This window comes from Mycolicibacter heraklionensis, from assembly GCF_001021505.1.
GTDB classification, from domain to species: domain Bacteria; phylum Actinomycetota; class Actinomycetes; order Mycobacteriales; family Mycobacteriaceae; genus Mycobacterium; species Mycobacterium heraklionense.
On record NZ_LDPO01000010.1, the window covers coordinates 66,425 to 83,045 of the forward strand.

Annotated in this window: 16 protein-coding genes; 11 read left to right on the plus strand and 5 right to left on the minus strand. The window is 67.7% G+C overall.

Annotated elements, in window-relative coordinates:
- The first annotated feature begins 2 nt into the window (after positions 1 to 2).
- A complete protein-coding gene (locus tag ABW16_RS13245; protein WP_047319646.1) occupies positions 3 to 992 on the plus strand; it encodes an NAD-dependent epimerase/dehydratase family protein in 990 nt (329 codons plus the stop codon).
- A gap of 288 nt (positions 993 to 1,280) precedes the next feature.
- Complete coding sequence (locus tag ABW16_RS13250; RefSeq protein WP_047319725.1) at positions 1,281 to 1,664, plus strand: DUF2834 domain-containing protein; 384 nt, start codon at positions 1,281 to 1,283, stop codon at positions 1,662 to 1,664.
- A 44-nt stretch (positions 1,665 to 1,708) separates the two neighbouring features.
- Here the strand turns inward: ABW16_RS13250 and ABW16_RS13255 are convergent, their stop codons facing one another.
- From ABW16_RS13255 to ABW16_RS13275, 5 genes are all read right to left on the minus strand, one after another.
- Positions 1,709 to 3,154: an amidase family protein gene (locus tag ABW16_RS13255; protein WP_047319647.1), complete on the minus strand. Its 1,446-nt coding sequence runs from the start codon at positions 3,152 to 3,154 to the stop codon at positions 1,709 to 1,711.
- A 93-nt stretch (positions 3,155 to 3,247) separates the two neighbouring features.
- Positions 3,248 to 4,615, minus strand: a complete 1,368-nt coding sequence (locus tag ABW16_RS13260; protein WP_047319648.1) for an FAD-binding oxidoreductase — start codon at positions 4,613 to 4,615, stop codon at positions 3,248 to 3,250.
- Positions 4,616 to 4,644: 29 nt separating this feature from the next.
- The gene (locus ABW16_RS13265; RefSeq protein WP_233424767.1) at positions 4,645 to 7,176 is read right to left on the minus strand and encodes an FtsX-like permease family protein; all 2,532 of its coding nucleotides are present in this window, start codon (positions 7,174 to 7,176) and stop codon (positions 4,645 to 4,647) included.
- On the minus strand, positions 7,158 to 7,925 hold the full coding sequence (locus ABW16_RS13270; protein ID WP_047319727.1) for an ABC transporter ATP-binding protein: 768 nt from the start codon (positions 7,923 to 7,925) through the stop codon (positions 7,158 to 7,160). The genes ABW16_RS13265 and ABW16_RS13270 overlap by 19 nt, the downstream gene beginning before the upstream one ends.
- Before the next feature lie 293 nt (positions 7,926 to 8,218).
- Positions 8,219 to 9,013, minus strand: coding sequence for a hypothetical protein (locus ABW16_RS13275; RefSeq protein ID WP_047319649.1), 795 nt, complete (start codon positions 9,011 to 9,013; stop codon positions 8,219 to 8,221).
- Positions 9,014 to 9,084: 71 nt separating this feature from the next.
- On the opposite strand from ABW16_RS13275, the gene ABW16_RS13280 reads away from it, so the two are divergent.
- The 9 genes from ABW16_RS13280 (at position 9,085) to ABW16_RS13315 (ending at position 16,618) form a co-directional block, all read left to right on the plus strand.
- Complete coding sequence (locus ABW16_RS13280) at positions 9,085 to 10,080, plus strand: Ppx/GppA family phosphatase (RefSeq protein ID WP_047319650.1); 996 nt, start codon at positions 9,085 to 9,087, stop codon at positions 10,078 to 10,080.
- The gene (locus ABW16_RS13285; protein WP_047319651.1) at positions 10,077 to 11,078 is read left to right on the plus strand and encodes a transmembrane protein; all 1,002 of its coding nucleotides are present in this window, start codon (positions 10,077 to 10,079) and stop codon (positions 11,076 to 11,078) included. Before ABW16_RS13280 ends, ABW16_RS13285 begins: the two co-directional genes overlap by 4 nt.
- Before the next feature lie 17 nt (positions 11,079 to 11,095).
- On the plus strand, positions 11,096 to 11,938 hold the full coding sequence (locus ABW16_RS13290) for a sugar phosphate isomerase/epimerase family protein (RefSeq protein ID WP_047319652.1): 843 nt from the start codon (positions 11,096 to 11,098) through the stop codon (positions 11,936 to 11,938).
- A gap of 25 nt (positions 11,939 to 11,963) precedes the next feature.
- The gene (locus tag ABW16_RS13295; protein WP_047319653.1) at positions 11,964 to 12,785 is read left to right on the plus strand and encodes a thioesterase family protein; all 822 of its coding nucleotides are present in this window, start codon (positions 11,964 to 11,966) and stop codon (positions 12,783 to 12,785) included.
- 72 nt (positions 12,786 to 12,857) lie between these two features.
- Positions 12,858 to 13,718, plus strand: a complete 861-nt coding sequence (gene proC, locus ABW16_RS13300) for a pyrroline-5-carboxylate reductase (RefSeq protein ID WP_047319654.1) — start codon at positions 12,858 to 12,860, stop codon at positions 13,716 to 13,718.
- Between the two features lie 139 nt (positions 13,719 to 13,857).
- Positions 13,858 to 14,067, plus strand: a complete 210-nt coding sequence (locus ABW16_RS13305) for a helix-turn-helix domain-containing protein (protein ID WP_024442553.1) — start codon at positions 13,858 to 13,860, stop codon at positions 14,065 to 14,067.
- A 185-nt stretch (positions 14,068 to 14,252) separates the two neighbouring features.
- The gene (locus tag ABW16_RS24375; RefSeq protein ID WP_003402602.1) at positions 14,253 to 14,354 is read left to right on the plus strand and encodes a 30S ribosomal protein bS22; all 102 of its coding nucleotides are present in this window, start codon (positions 14,253 to 14,255) and stop codon (positions 14,352 to 14,354) included.
- Between the two features lie 115 nt (positions 14,355 to 14,469).
- Complete coding sequence (locus ABW16_RS13310) at positions 14,470 to 15,585, plus strand: SDR family oxidoreductase (protein ID WP_047319655.1); 1,116 nt, start codon at positions 14,470 to 14,472, stop codon at positions 15,583 to 15,585.
- Between the two features lie 4 nt (positions 15,586 to 15,589).
- Entirely contained in the window at positions 15,590 to 16,618 is a 1,029-nt protein-coding gene (locus tag ABW16_RS13315) for a lysophospholipid acyltransferase family protein (protein WP_047319656.1), read from the plus strand.
- Positions 16,619 to 16,621: the final 3 nt, after the last annotated feature.

The following is a 16,621-nucleotide window of genomic DNA, read 5'->3' on the forward strand; positions in this document are numbered from 1 at the left end:
GCATGCGCGCATTCGTCACCGGGGGAACCGGATTCGTCGGCTCGAACCTGGTCGCCGCGCTGCTGAGCCGCGGCATGCAGGTGCGGGTGTTGCGTCGCTCGACCTCGCCGATGGTGGCGCTGGAGGGGTTGGACTGCGAGACCCGGATCGGCGACGTCAACGACGGCGTTGACGCACTGACCGACGCGATGGCCGACTGCGACTGGGTGTTTCACACCGCGGCGATCTCGGACTACTGGCGCTACCGGACTCAGACCCGGCTGTATCGCACCAACGTCGACGGCACCCGCGACATGGCCACCGCCGCAGCCCGTGCCGGGGTACAGCGTTTCGTCTACACCAGCTCGCTTGCCGCACTGGGCGTCCCGGAGCGCGGTCATGAGCTGGTCGAGACCGACGAGTTCAACATCCGCCCGCGGCAGTTCCCCTACGGGCACAGCAAGCACCTCGCCGAAGCCGAACTTCAGAAGGCCGCCGCGGCCGGTCTGCCGGTCGTGATCGTCAACCCGTCGGTGGTCATCGGGCCCCGCGACGTCAACCGCATCGCCAGCGCGATGCTGGTCGAAGCGCAGCAGGGCCGGCTGTGGTTCGCCGCGCCCGGTGGCACCAACTTCGTCTCGGTCGACGACGTGGTGGCCGGGCACATCGCCGCCGCCGAGCGAGGCCGGATCGGGCAGCGCTATATCCTCGGCGGTGAAAATCTGCTGTTCCGTGAGGTATTCGCTGCCGCCAACGCGCTCTTTGGCCGGCGTCCGCCCTCCGTCGTTTTGCCGCGCTGGGTCATTCCGGTGGCCGCAGCCGGCGTCAGTGTCGCCCGCACCGTGGTGGGACCGCGGCTGCCGATCGATGCCCGCCAGATGCGACTGTCGACCGCCGAGATCTTCGCCGATGCCAGCAAGTCTCGCCAGGAGTTGGGTGTGCCGTTCACTCCGTTCGCGACCGCGCTGCGTGCCGGCTGCGAGTGGTACCGCGACAACGGCTATCTGGACTAGCCGAGCCGCCACGGGCACCTAGTGCCCATCGTCATCATCGTCGCCGGAGTCCTTGTCGCTCAGGAGTTTTTCTGGGTGGTGGTGGTTGATCCGCGTTCGGCTCGCTCCCGGAACCCGACGCTGACTGGGGCGGGGTCTTGGCGAGGGCTTTGCGGCCCCCTCGGCCGGACATTCACCTTCGCCGATCCTGATGGTTACGAGATGGCGCTCTTGGGGGTGAACCTTCGGGGGCATCGAAGTTCCTCGAGCGAGAACTACCGCTGCGCAGTTCGCCTTAGAGTGCGGGTTATGACAACAGCCGACCAGGCCGGCGAGGCATCATCCATCCCTACGTCCCGCAAAGTGCTCTGCGTCGTCTACGGCGCCATCGCCTTTGCTGCGCTCATCGCGACGTGGACACTGGCGGGGCCATACCTGCACTCACCGGTCGATATCTTTGTCACGTTCTGGCGTGATACCCAGGTCAACTCGGCCTCCAAATACATCACTGCCGACGCCCTGTTAGTCGGCCTTTCGGCCGCGATTCTGATGGTGATCGAGGCACGGAAGCACAACGTGCGCTTCGTCTGGGCGTATCTCGTTGGAGCCTTCTTCGTCGGAATAAGCGTCGCCTTCCCGCTCTTTCTGATCGCTCGCGAATTGCGCATGGGCGCATCTCGCCGCATTGAATGACCGAGGGCGCTGAGCATTCCGGCTGACCTGCTGCGGCGGTTCGGTCAACCCACCTGCGACACCAGCGCTTCGGTCGGAGGCCGCCGGTGTGCCCAGGGCTGTACCGACTCGATCTGTGCCGCCAGTGAAATCAGGGTGGCTTCGTCGTTGGCCCGCGACACCAGGTGCACGGCCTCGGGCAGGCCGTCGGAACCGAGCCCGACCGGGACCGAGATGGCCGGCTGACCGCTGTAGCACTGCGGGAAGGTGAACGGGATGAACTTGAGCATCCGCAGCATGGCCCGGGTCGGCCCGAGGCCCTCGAAATAGCCCACCCGCACCGGCGGGATCGCCAGCACCGGGGTCATCAGGATGTCGAAGTCGGCGATCCTGCGCTGCGAGCGGGCGGTGATCCGGGGCTCCGCGGCGACAGCCCGGTGAGCCAGCCAATCCGGGACCAACCGGCTGGTTCGGGCCTCAGCCTGCATACGCCGTTCCAGCAGTTCGGTTTTCGGGAGCCGCTCGATCTCGTGGGCGAACCCGTTCATGAACAGTGCGAGCACCGCGGCGATACCTGTCACCGGATAGACCGGGTCGCGCTCGATGACCTCGTGGCCCAGTGAGCGCAACAACTCCGCGGTCTCAAGGACCGGGCGGCGCACCTCGTCGCTGACGTGCACCGGCACAACGGGTTTGAACGACATCGCGATCCGCAGCCGCCGCGGTGACGCGAGCAGTGCGTCCATCAGCGGCGGTGCCGGTGGCGGCGACGGAATCTCGTCGTCGGGTTCGGGTCCGGTCATCGCGTCGTGCAGCAACGCCGCGTCGATAACGCTGCGAGCCAGCGGCCCGATGTGGTTGAGCCCGTGGAACCGGTATGCCCGCTCCGGCGACTCCTTCGTGCTGACCCGGCCACGCTGGCCTTTCAACCCGACCAGCCCACAGCAGGCGGCCGGAATGCGAACCGAGCCGCCGCTGTCACTACCGGTGGCGCCCGGAACCATGCCGGCGGCAACGGCAGCGGCCGAGCCGCCGCTGGAGCCACCCGGGGTCCGGTACAGATCCCACGGGTTGCGGGTCACCCCCCAGGTCGCCGATTCGCTCACCGGGTAGGCGCCGAATTCCGAGAGATGGGTCTTGCCGATGATCACCGCGCCGGCGGCCCGCAGCCGGCGTACCGCGGCGCTGTCGGTGCTCGCCGGGCCGACGTCAATTCCGGTGCCACACATCGAGGAAACGCCTGCCACGTCGGTGTCGTCCTTGACCGCGATCGGCACACCGGCCAGCGGTAGTGCTTCTCCGGCGGCCAGTCGCCGCTCGACGTCTGCCGCCTCGGCCATGGCTCGGTCGCCCATGACGGTACGGAATACGTTCAAAACCGGGTCCAGCCGGGCGATCCGATCCAGATACAGGGTCACCAGCTCGCGCGGCGACACCTCGCGCGCACGCACCAACTGCGCCAAGCGCGCGACGCCGGCGAAGGCCAAGTCATCATCGTGCGCGGCAGACATCCCTGCGTCCTTTCCCCCGCGGACAACAATACCTACCGTGCGTCGGCGTAAACGTGTGTCGGCGTTGGCGACACACTGAGAACTGCGGAGCGGTCAGCTCCCCGTCGCGGGCTCGATGTTGTGGTTGAGGGTGAACCGGTTGGTCGGGTCCAGGCGTGCCTTGAGTTCGGCGAGGCGTTGGTATCCGGCGTCGCCGAATGTCGCGCGGATGCGGTCCTGCCCCTCGTCGCCGACGAAGTTCAGGTAGGCGCTGTTCGGGCCCAGCGGCCGCAGGATCTCGAAGGCCTGCCGGGCCCACGCCGTGCAGCGCGCGCTGTCGGCGGGGTCGGTCCATGTCGCCATCAAATGAATGATGTAGGGGTGGTGGCGGGCGACGATGGCCGTCGACTCCTCCGGAACCCGGCTGGCGTACCCGCCGAGCCGGATCAGGTGCAGTCGGGTCTGCGCCGAGGGCCGCGACCGTCCCAGTAGGGCGATGCGCCGGATGGCCTCGTCGGTGAGCTCGGTGACGAACAGCGACTTCCAGTAGTTCAGCCAGCCGTACGGCGCCGTGTAATCGAGAGCTTGCTGCCAGGTCGAGTAGTCCAGCTTGTGCTGCACGGCCACCACCGGCTTGGTCGCCACGCCGCGAACATTGAGCAGCGCGCTGACGTCGTCGCTGCCGGTCTGGTCGGTCCGCGTCGAGCAGGCCAGCACATTGACCAGCGACTGGCCCGTCGTGAAGTCGGTGGAGAAGTCGAGGATGGACGCCAGACTGTCGGGTGCGTTGTCCATCTGGGCGCGGAAGTGCTTGAGGGCTGCCTCCGCGTCGGTGTCGGGGTAGGACTGCACGCCGGCCACCACACCGTTGATCGGGTGCAGGCGCAGCACGAACTGCGTCACGACGCCGAAGTTGCCGCCTCCGCCGCGCAGGCCCCACAGCACGTCGGCGTTCTCGGTCTCGCTGACCGTCAGCACCTCGCCGGATGCCGTCACCAGGGTGGCTCCGATCAGGTTGTCGCAGGTCATGCCGTGGGCGCGGGAGAGCCAGCCGATGCCGCCGCCGAGCCCGAATCCACCCAAGCCCGTGGTCGACACCACCCCACCGGGGGTCGCCAGGCCGTACTTGCTGGTCACCGGGTCCACATCGCCCCAGGTGGCGCCGGCGTCGGCGTAGGCGATCCGCTTCTCGGCGTCGACTCGCACCCCGCGCATCTGCGTCAGGTCGATCACGATGCCGCCTTCGGTGGCCGAGTGGCCGGCGACGCTGTGACCGCCGCTGCGCACCGCGATTTCGGCACCGGAGTCCACGGCATAACGCACAGCGGCGACGACGTCGTCCTGCGAGCGGCACTGCAGGATGACCCGCGGCCGCTTGTCGATCATCCCGTTGAAGACCTGGCGCGCCTCGTCGTAGCGGGCGTCGCCCGGGTAGACGGCATCGCCGGTGAAACCCGGAACGGTGGGGGTGGTGGCTGTCATCGCATCCTTAACGGGTCAGCGCGGCGAGCTCACTCGTCGCGCAGTTCGGTCGCCGGGGTGGACCGGGTGCTCTTCCAGGCGGGAATGATGGCCGCGAAGATCGCGGCGACGGTGGCCAGCACGGCATAGACCACCGCGTCGGTCCAGGGGAACACCAGCGGGGTCACCAGCCCGACGTTGACGACGGCCGCCCGCCGCACCGCCTCGGAGATGGCGATCGCGAGCACCGCGCCGAACAGTCCGCCGGCGGCGCCGGCGACGACGGCCTCGATGGTGGTGATGCTGAACACGCGCAGGCGGGTGGCGCCCAGCGCCTGGATCAGTGCCACCTCGCGCCTGCGGCGGATACCGACCAACAGCAGCGTCGACAGCACCGAGATGAAGGCGATCGCGAGCAGGCCGTACTTCAGGGTGTTCAGCGGCGTGAGGTAGCGGCCGATGGAGGCCGCGATGTCGGAGGCGTAACCGTCGGTGTCCACCGCGGTCACCGGCTGGTCGAACTGCGCGGCCTTGATGTTCTCGATGACCTGACCGGCGGTGAACCCGGACGCCGGGGTGGCGAAGATCAGGCCGGCGGGCTGGGGGCCGTAGATCTGCTCGGCGACCGCGTAGGGCATGTAGATGCGACGGCCGCCGTATTCCGGCGTAGCCACGATGGTGCCGATGCTCATTGCCTGCGCGTCGAGTCCACTTCCAAAAACAAGAGTGTCACCGATGTGGAGATTTTTCTCGCGCGCGAGGACGCTGCCGATGACGACCTGATTGGCTTTCTGGCTTGCCTCCGGGGATTGCCCCGCGAGTAATCCGAACGGAAATGTCGGCCGGTCTTGCGCCTGAATATGCGCTAACGACCCGTCCTTGAGGCTGATCTCGATTTCCGCCATCCGCTCGGTCTTTTCCACCCCGGCCACCGAGTTCAGTTTGTTGACCGTCTGCGGAGCGAATCGGGCATCAATGGGCCCGTAATCGGCGAACTGCGTCGTAGTGATGGCAATGCGGCCGTCCGCCTGCGATTCGGCGACCTTGGTGGCGCCGATGTGGATCGCCACCAGGAACCCGGACAGCAAGATGGCGACCACGACGGGCACCGCGATGGCTCCGGAGATGGCCGCGGTGCGTGACCGGTCCGAGCGCAGCGCGTTGAGCGCGATGGTCAGCGTCGCCCCGCTGGACTTGTCCGGCCGGGGGCGCAGGCTGGTGATCGCCTGCGCGCTCAGGTACGCCGTAGCCAGCAGGAGCCCGACGAGGGCGACGACCGCTCCCACGTCGGCGATGATGGCCTGCCACGCGACCAGCGCGCCGGACAGCGTGGCCAGCCGTGCCGCGATCACGCCGCTCAGGCCGATCGCCAGCAGCAGCAGCGCCTTGAACCAGATCTTGCGCTGCGTGGTCTGTTCCTGCGCCGCTCGCCCCGACAGCTCGGCCGCGATGGGAGTGTTGGACGCCGACAGGGCGGGGCCGATCGCGGCGCCCACCGCCAACAGGATGCCGGCCAGGACGCCGACGACCAGGATCGCAGGCTTGAGGATCACCGGAACGGTGACGCCGACGAAGCGTTCGGTCAGCTCGCTGGCGCTGGCCACGATGGGTTCGGAGATCACGATGCCGGTCAGCACACCCATCGCCGAGCCCACCGCGCCCAACAGTGCGGCCTCGCTGAGGAATCCGGTCATGATCGACGCGGGCGAGGCCCCCAACGCGGAGGCGATCGCGATCTCGCGCCGGCGCTCCTCCACCGAGAGCCGGGTGATCTGGGTGATCAGGATGACCCCGACACCGATCGAGATCAGGGCGAAGATCCCCAGCAGGGGCAGCAGCACGTCGTTGACGTTGTAGCCCTTCGCCGGCTCGCTGCGGGGCTGCACGGTGTACGTGGGGCCAAGGGTGGTCTTCAGCCGCTGCTGGACCTCGTCGGGGTTGGCGTCCTTGGCCAGGGTCACATACAGCAAGTCCACCCGGTCGCCGCGGGCGAACTGCACTTTCGCCATGCTCAGCGGCAGCACCGCGACCAGGCCGTTGTTGACGTCGTCGAGGTCAGCTACCCGCTGGAACTTCTCCACCGACAGCTGCCCGACATCGGTGACCAGGGTCGCCGAAGAGTTCAGCGAGTCGCCCAGCGACTTCGAGATCGCCGGCGGGGGTTCGGCCTGCCCGGTCTGGCAGACCTTCGGGTCGACGATCCACTGTGCCGAGCAGTCCACGCCCAGCCCCAGCCCGAAGCTCTCCTTGCCGTCGTTGTGGATCATCGTCACGCCGCGGATGACCGGCACCACGGCCGCCACCCCGGGCACCGCCCGGGAGTCTTCGACGACGGCGGGACTGATGCCGCCACGGGTGGCCGCACCGACCACGCGCAGGGGGGCGGGCCCGGCGATCTGGTAGCCGACGTCTTCGACGGCCTTGGAGACGCTGGTGACCTCGATCATGACGGCCACCACGACGGCTACGCCGCCGCCGAGCGAGAATGCGGCCAGTGCGGCCCGGAATGCGTGTTTACGGACGGCCCGGAAGTTGATTATCCGCAGCAGGCCGAATGTCGCGGCTAATGTTCCGCGAGCCATGTCACATTATTTGCCGCGTGAGCCATTCCGCTGTCGGTCTCAATTTCACCGTCGAGCAATGAAATCAGACGAGGAGCGTCGTCAGCTATTTTCCGGTCGTGGGTCACCAGAACAATTGTCTGGCCTGCTGCATTCAAGTTATACAGCGCATCGATAACCCGCTGGCCATTTACGGTGTCCAGGTTGCCGGTGGGCTCATCGGCGAGAATCACGTCCGGTTTCATGAACAGCGCCCGGGCAACCGCGACGCGCTGTTGTTCGCCGCCGGACAATTCCGACGGGACGCGCTTGGACTTGGCGGCCAGGCCGACCTGGTCGAGCAGGCTCATCGCATGGGCGTGCTGGGCGCGGCCGGATTTACCGGCCAGCAGGCCCGGGAGCATCACGTTCTCGACCACTGACAGGCCTGCCAGAAGGTTGAAGGCTTGGAAGACGTAACCGAGCGTCTGACATCGCACGGCAGCCAACTGCTTGCGCGAGAGCTGCGAGACGCTCTGGCCGTTGATGAGGACATCGCCGCTGGTCGGCATGTCCAGCAGGCCGAGGATGCTCAGCAGGGTGGACTTGCCCGAACCGGACGGCCCGACCATGGCGACGAATTCGCCACGGGTTATCTGGATATCGATGTTGCGCAAAATCGGCGTGGCGGTATCGCCCTCGCCGAACTGTTTGTTGAGTTTGCGCGCTTCCAGGACCACGGGAGGCCTAAGAACGACCGGCGGCGTGTGTCCGTTCCGGTCGAGCTCCATATCCACGGTATGCATCTTGGTCCTGATCATGAATCTCCGGCGGGCGTCGTAATATAGGCGATCATGCCCGCGTTGGGCGCGTTTCTCAATTCAGTACGCACTCCGCGAAGTTGGTGCGCTACGCGGCGCTCTTGGCCGATCATACCGGCGCTGGTCGCCTGCCGAAAATCGTTCGGTGGTGACAACGACCACCCGCATCCTGGCGCCACGCTCGCGCTACGGCGAGAAAGTGCTGGCTGACCTGCGGCTATTCAGTCATGAATTTGCGGCCACCCAAGTGCACCATGCTCCGCTCAGGTGCGCCGGGCCGCCCGGGTCGCGGGGTGGACAGCCACCAGGCCGAGCTCGTTGCGTCGCTCACAGATCGCCGCCAGCTCGGCGTAGGCCTTGGCGCCCAGCAACTCGGTCAGTTCGGGGGCCAGACTCTGCCAGACCTGCCGGGTGCCGACGTGGGTCCGGGGGTCGCCGGTGCAGTACCAGTGCAGGTCTTCGCCGCCCGGGCCCCAGCCACGCCGATCGAATTCGGTGATCGTGGTCTTGAGGATCTCGGTGTCGTCGGGGCGGGTGACCCAATCCTGGGTGCGCCGGATCGGCAGCTGCCAGCACACCTCGGGCTTCATCGTCAGGGGTTCCACGCCGAGGCGAACGGCCTTGATGTGCAGTGCGCAGCCCGCACCGCCGGCGAATCCCGGCCGGTTCAGGAAGATGCAGGCGCCCTTGACGGTGCGGGTGCGCAGTTGTTGCTCACCGTCGTTCTCGTCGTATTCCAGGTAACCCTTTTTGCCCAGGCCTTTGTCCCGCAGCTGCCAGTCGGCGTCGGTGAGCTGGGCGACCGCGTCATCGAGGGTGGCGCGGTCGTCGTCGTCACACAGGAAGGCGCCGTGCGAACAGCACCCGTCGTCGGGGCGGCCGGCCACGATGCCCTGGCAGGCCGGGGTGCCGAAAACACAGGTCCAGCGGGACAGCAGCCACGTGAGGTCGGCGGCGATCAGGTGTTCGGGATTGTCGGGGTCGTAGAACTCCACCCATTCGCGGGGGAAGTCCAGATCGACCTCACCGGGATGGGAGCGGCGCTGCGCGGGGGTCACAAAACTCCACGCTAGACCAGAAATTCACGTTGCCTCACCTCGTCTGGACTTCGCCCCACTAAGTTGGGTGCGTGCGATTAGGGGTGCTCGACGTCGGCAGCAACACCGTCCACCTATTGGTGGTCGATGCCCACCGGGGTGGTCACCCGACTCCCATGAGCTCGACCAAGGCCACGCTGCGGCTGGCCGAGGCGACCGACAGCTCCGGCAAGATCACCCGGCGCGGAGCCGACAAGCTGGTGTCCACGGTCGGCGAATTCGCCACGATCGCAGCGAGTTCGGGCTGTGCGGAGCTGGTGGCGTTCGCCACCTCGGCGGTGCGCGACGCGTCCAACTCCGAAGATGTGCTGGCCCGGGTGCGTTCGGAGGCCGGTGTCGAATTGCAGGTGCTCGCCGGCGAAGACGAATCCCGGCTGACGTTCCTGGCGGTGCGGCGCTGGTTCGGCTGGAGCGCCGGACGGATCAACAACCTCGACATCGGTGGCGGGTCGCTGGAGATGTCCAGCGGTGTCGACGAGGAACCGGACGTCGCGCTGTCGCTGCCGTTGGGGGCCGGACGGCTCACCCGGGAGTGGCTGACCGAAGACCCGCCCGGCCGGCGCCGGGTGGCCATGCTGCGGGACTGGCTGGACACCGAGCTCGCAGGTGCCGCTGCGGCCGTGCTGGACGCCGGGCCGCCCGATCTCGCGGTCGCGAGCTCGAAGACGTTTCGTTCGCTGGCGCGGCTCACCGGTGCGGCTCCGTCGGCCGCCGGGCCGCGCGTCCGGCGCACATTGACCGCCACCGGCCTTAGGCAGCTCATATCATTCATCTCTAGGATGACCACGGCTGATCGGGCCGAATTGGAAGGGGTGAGCGCCGAGCGAGCGCCACAGATCGTGGCGGGTGCTCTGGTGGCGGAAGCGAGCATGCGAGCGCTGTCGATCGAAACGGTGGAGATTTGCCCGTGGGCGCTGCGGGAGGGCTTGATCCTGCGCCGACTCGACAGCGAAGCCGACGGTGTCACCCTGTTCGGATCCCCAGCGGTGAACATGGCCGGGGCGCGGCCAAAGGGAGCGGACCGATGAGTGGACCCAAGCCCGACCCTCGCGACGTCGAGACGCGACCGATCTCGGTTGCCGAACTGCTCGCCAAGAACGGCAACATCGGTTCTCCGCCGGTCACCGGCCGCCGCCGGCGCAGGCGCGGCAATGCCGACGCCGTCACGGTCGCCGAACTGACCGGGGAGATCCCGATCATCCGTGACGAGGCTCCGCCCGAGCCCGAGGTCTCGGCCCCGTCCTCGGCAAGCACCGACAGCGAGCCGAGCGGCGCGCTGCCCATCGGCCCGGCACCCGGGTTCGTCGACGAGGACCGGCCCGTGACCGGGCCGCGTCCCGCGCAGCGGGTGGAATCCGGCAAGCGGCCGGCAGCCGAGCCGCGCTGGCCCAAGTCCCCGCCGCAAGCCGCGCCACGTGGCTCCGGGCCGGAGCAGAGTGCTTACCCCCGGCCGATGCGTCGCTCCGACCCGCCCGTCGCGGAGAACGGCCAACCGGCCGAAACCCGGCCGGCGGGCTCCGGCGCCGAACGGATGCGTCCGGATCCGGTTGACACCTACACCGATCTCGCCGTCGACGTGATGGCCGGCGATGTCCGCGACGCCGACCTGCCCACCGGGGATTCCGCATTCGTGCGGTCGTTCCTGACCAAGGCCCGCTCCACCGACCGTGCGGGCGGGGCCCTGGTTGCTGACGCCGACGCCGAGGACGCCGGTGCCGACAGCGCCGCGGCCGCTGAAGCCGAGACGGCTGACCAGTACCTCGGCCGGCCGGGCGTGGTGGGCGGCGCGTTGGTGGTGCTGCAGTCGATCCTGGCGGTGGCGTTCGGCGGCGGCCTGTTCATCGCTTTCGACCAGCTGTGGCGGTGGAACAGCATCGTGGCCCTGGTGCTCACGGTCCTGGTCACGCTCGGTCTGGTGGCTGCGGTGCAGGCCGTCCGCAAGACCGTCGACATCGTCAGCACGTTGATCGCCGTCGCGGTCGGTTTGCTGGTTACGTTGGGGCCGCTGGCGTTGCACGCCAATTAGCCGTTCACTATTAGTCCGTGCGCCCAGCCATCAAGGTCGGATTGTCGACGGCTTCGGTTTACCCCATGCGGGCCGAGGCCGCCTTCGAATACGCGGCCCGGCTCGGCTACGACGGTGTCGAACTGATGGTGTGGGGGGAGTCGGTCAGCCAGGACATCGGTGCCGTCCGGCGGCTGTCGCGCAAGTACCGGATACCGGTGCTATCGGTGCACGCACCGTGTCTGTTGATCTCACAACGGGTATGGGGTTCCAACCCGATCGCCAAGCTGGAACGCAGCGTCCGGGCCGCAGAGCAGCTCGACGCCCAAACCGTGGTGGTGCATCCGCCGTTTCGCTGGCAGCGGCGCTACGCCGAGGGCTTCAGCGATCAGGTCGCCGAATTGGAGTCCACCAGCGATGTGGCGGTCGCGGTGGAGAACATGTTCCCGTTCCGGGCCGACCGGTTCTTCGGCGCCGATCAGTCCCGCGAGCGGATGCGTCGCCGCGGAGGTGGTCCGGGAGCGGGGATTTCGGCGTTCGCGCCGTCCCACGATCCACTCGACGGCAACCATGCGCACTACACCTTGGACCTGTCACACACCGCGACCGCCGGCGCCGACGGCTTGGAGATGGCCCGTCGGATGGGCTCGGGGCTGACGCACCTGCACCTGTGTGACGGCACCGGGCTGCCGGCCGATGAGCATTTGGTGCCCGGCCGTGGCGACCAGCCCACCGCCGAAGTGTGTCAGCTGCTGGCCGCCAGTGACTTCACCGGCCACGTGGTGCTGGAAGTGACCACCTCGCAAGCGCGCTCGCCACACGAGCGCGAGGCACTGCTGACCGAATCGCTGCAGTTCGCCCGGACGCATCTGCTGCGCTGATCGCTGACTCGTAAGGAGCCCGTGCGTGACTTCATCCACGCTGTTCACCGATGCCATGACGTTGGTGCGGATCGATGGTGACGACGATGTCGCGTCCTTCGCCGGTGAGCTCAACGAGCACTGGACCATCGGCCCGAAGGTGCACGGCGGCGCGATGCTGGCGTTGTGCGCCAACGCCGCACGCACCGCCCACGGTGGGGGATTGCAGCCGGTCGCGGTGTCGGCCAGCTATCTGTGGGCACCCGACCCCGGCCCCATGCAACTGGTGACCACGATCCGCAAGCGCGGCCGCCGGGTCAGCCTCGTCGACGTCGAACTCAACCAGGGCGAGCGCACCGCGGTGCGCGCCGTCATCACCCTCAGCGAGCCCGAGCATCAGGCGCCGCCACTGCTGTCGTTCAACCCGGTGGTGCCGTTGATGACGCCGGAGCCGCCACCCGGCTTGGAGCCGATCGGCCCGGGCCATCCGATGGAACACATCGTGCACTTGGCACACGGCTGCGATATCCGGCCGGCGCTGACCACGCTCGGCCCACGCTCGGACGGCGGCCCGCCGGTGATCGAGATGTGGGTGCGGCCCAAAGACGCCGAACCCGACGTGCTGTTCGCGCTGCTGTGCGGCGATGTGTCGGCGCCGGTGACCTACGCCGTCGATCGCAACGGCTGGGCGCCCACCGTGCAGCTCACCGCCTATCTGCGGGCCATCCCGGCGAACGGCTGGCTGCGGGTGATCTGCAGCTGCGTACAGATCGGGCAGGACTGGTTCGACGAGGACCACACCGTCGTCGACTGCCAGGGCCGAATCGTGGTGCAGACCCGCCAACTGGCGATGGTTCCGGCCCGGTAGCGGCCCGGTAGCGGGCGACCCGCTGCGCCCGGCTTCACCGCGCTGGCGGGCCGGGTCTGAAATGCTGTCGCCATGACCAGAATCGCGATCATCGGTGGCGGCAACATGGGCGAAGCGTTGCTGGCGGGGCTGCTGGCTGCCGGCCGCCCGGTCAAGGACCTGGTGGTCGCCGAGCGGTACGGCGACCGGGCTCGGCAGCTGTCGGAGAAGTACTCCGTACTGGTGACTTCGGTCGCCGACGCGGTCGAGAACGCTTCCATCGTGATCGTCGCGGTGAAGCCGCAGGATGTGGACGCCGTGGTCGACGAGTTCGCCAAGAGCGTCACCGCCGCCGCCGGGGACAGCGCCGAGCAGGTGCTGGTCACGATCGTGGCCGGTCTCACCACCGGGTACGTGGAGTCCAAGCTCCCGGCCGGCGCCGCGGTGGTGCGGGTGATGCCCAATACCCCGGTCAAGGTCGGCGCCGGTGCCAGCGCGCTGGCAAAGGGCCGGTTCGCCACCAACGAACAGGTCAGTGAGGTCGCTGCGCTGTTCGAGTGCGTCGGGACGGTGGCGATCGTTCCGGAGGAGCAAATGGACGCCGTCACCGCGGTATCGGGCTCGGGGCCGGCCTACTTCTTCTTGGTGGTCGAGGCGCTGGTAGATGCCGGGGTTGCGGCGGGGTTGAGCCGGCAGGCGGCCACCGACTTGGCGGTGCAGACGATGGCCGGTTCGGCGCAGATGCTGCTGGAGGGGCGCGGCGAGGGCGACGGGGCGCCGAATGCGGGCATCGACACCGCCCCGGCCCACCTGAGAGCGATGGTGACTTCGCCCGGGGGGACTACCGCGGCCGCACTGCGTGAATTGGAGGCCGGTGGCCTGCGGACCTCGATCGATCGGGCGGTGCAGGCCGCAAAAACCCGCTCTGAGCAGCTAAGAATCACATCAGAGTAATTCACTTATTTTTCACATATTGGCTCTCACTAGTCGCAGGAACCCCATCCGTCCCGCTATTCTCCTCTATGTCTGTGCGTGTGGGCGCAGCGGAGGGGAAGCCGCTGAGACTGCACGTGCCTGATTGAAATGGGTAACGATGACGTCTGCGAACGGGCCTTCGGCACGTGACACGACACAATTTCTCACCGTGGCCGAGGTGGCCGCGTTGATGCGGGTCAGCAAGATGACGGTGTACCGCCTGGTGCACAACGGCGAGCTGCCCGCGGTACGGGTGGGACGGTCTTTCCGAGTGCACGCCAAGGCGGTGCACGATCTGCTGGAGACGTCCTTCTTCGACGCGGGCTAAAGAGCCGGTCGACAGGTAAGCGCCCCCCGGGCGTCGCCGCACGGCGACGCCCGGGGTCGGCTGTCTGAGTGGCCGCGGTCAGGTGCGGTTTTCCGGTCCGTGCCTGCCTACGGGTAAAGTAACCGGGTCGATCAAGTTCAGCAGCGCCCATTCGTCGGCGCGGGCAGAAGCAGATAGCGGAGTTCATGGGTTCAGTCATCAAGAAGCGGCGCAAGCGCATGTCGAAGAAGAAGCACCGCAAGCTGCTTCGCCGTACCCGCGTGCAGCGCAGAAAACTCGGTAAGTAACTCCGCCCAGGTCCGTCCAGGCCCCCGAGCCGTGCCGGGTGTGACGTTGGCTTCACGCTCGACAACGAGCCGCTCGCCGGTATTGCTTTTCCGGCGTGGCCGTTAGGCTGACGGGGTGGACGACGCCGGACCCCCGAGCGACGGCACGCGAAGTGACTCCCGGCATTACCCCAAGGTTGTGTTGGTCACCGGTGCGTGCCGGTTCCTGGGTGGGTTTCTCACCGCAAGGCTCACGCAGAACCCGTTGATCAACCGGGTGATCGCCGTGGATGCGGTCATGCCGAGCAAGGACATGCTGCGCCGGATGGGGCGCGCTGAGTTTGTCCGCGCCGACATCCGTAACCCCTTTATCGCCAAGGTGATTCGAAACAGCGACGTCGACACCGTGGTGCACGCGGCAGCGGCGTCGTACGTGCCGCGGTCCGGCGGTGGGGCGGCGCTCAAAGAGTTCAACGTGATGGGCGCGATGCAGCTGTTCGCGGCCTGCCAGAAGGCGCCTTCGGTGCGCCGGGTGGTGCTCAAGTCGACCTCGGAGGTCTACGGGTCGTGCTCGCGTGACCCGGTGTTGTTCTCCGAGGACAGCACCAGTCGCCGGCCTCCGACTCAGGGGTTCCCCCGCGACAGCATCGACATCGAGGGCTATGCGCGCGGACTGGGCCGGCGCCGGCCCGACATCGCGGTCACGATCCTGCGGATGGCCAACATGATCGGCCCGGCCATGGACACCGCGCTGTCGCGCTACCTGGCCGGCCCGCTGGTTCCGATGGTGCTGGGCCGAGACGCGCGGCTGCAGCTGCTACACGAGCAAGACGCGCTGGGCGCCTTGGAGCGAGCCACCACGGCCGGCAAGGCCGGCACCTTCAACATCGGCGCCGACGGGATCATCATGATGTCGCAGGCCATCCGCCGGTCGGGCCGCGTTCCGGTTCCGCTGCCCGGTGTCGGCCTGTGGGTCATGGATTCGCTGCGGCGGGCCAACAATTACACCGAGATCAACCGGGAACAGCTGGACTATCTGAGCTTTGGCCGGGTGATGGACACGACTAGAATGCGAACCGAACTCGGGTACAGCACCAAGTGGACCACCGCCGAAGCTTTCGATGACTACGTGCGGGGCCGGGGACTGAACCCGATCGTCGATCCCAAGTGGGTCCGTTCGGTGGAACGGCGAACAGTGAGCGCAGCGCAGCGCCTGGGGGATATCAGCGTCAACAGGGTGCGGGGAGGTTAACACCATGGCTGATGATTCGAAGGCAAAAGTCATTCCGCTGCACAAACATTCAAGTTCTGTGCGCCGACACCCGTCGACGCTGGCCGGCCCGGCCGAACAGGCCTCGGTCAATCAGGTCGCCGCCGTCGTCCGCGAGCTCGGCGAGCGCCGCGGCGCCGCGGGAACCACCGGCGCCTCAACGCCCACCCCGAGTGAACTCACTCGCCGGGTGGCCGCGGTCGCCGCGTTCCTGCGGGAGCGGATCACCGGGGACTATCAGGTCGACGAATTCGGCTTCGACCCGCACTTCAACGAGGCGGTTGTGCTGCCGTTGCTGCGGGTGTTCTTCAACGACTGGTTCCGGGTCGAGGTCAGCGGCATCGAGAACCTGCCGGTCGATGGGCCCGCGCTGTTGGTGGCCAACCACGCCGGGGTGTTGCCGATGGACGCGCTGATGCTCTCGGTGGCGGTGCACGACCATCACCCCGACCATCGGAACCTGCGGATGCTCGCCGCCGACCTGGTATTCGACCTGCCGATGATCGGCCCGACCGCCCGCAAGGCGGGCCACACCATGGCCTGCACCGCCGACGCCAACCGGTTGCTGGAGGCCGGCGAGCTGACCGCGGTGTTCCCGGAGGGCTACAAGGGCCTGGGTAAGCGGTTCAAGGACCGCTACAAGCTGCAGCGCTTCGGTCGCGGCGGCTTCGTCTCGGCGGCGCTGCGCACCAAGGCGCCGATCGTGCCGTGCTCGATCGTCGGCTCCGAGGAGATCTACCCGATGATCGCCGATGTCAAGCTGTTGGCCCGGTTGCTCGGCGTGCCCTATTTCCCGATCACGCCGCTGTTTCCGTTGGCCGGTCCCGCCGGCCTGGTGCCGATGCCGTCGAAGTGGCACATCGCCTTCGGCGAGCCGATTGCGACCACCGACTACGAGGCCGGTGCCGCCGACGACCCGATGGTCACCTTCGAGCTGACCGACCAGGTGCGCGAGACCATTCAGCAGACGCTGTACCGGCTGCTGGCCGGCCGCCGCAACATGTTCTTCGGCTGACTT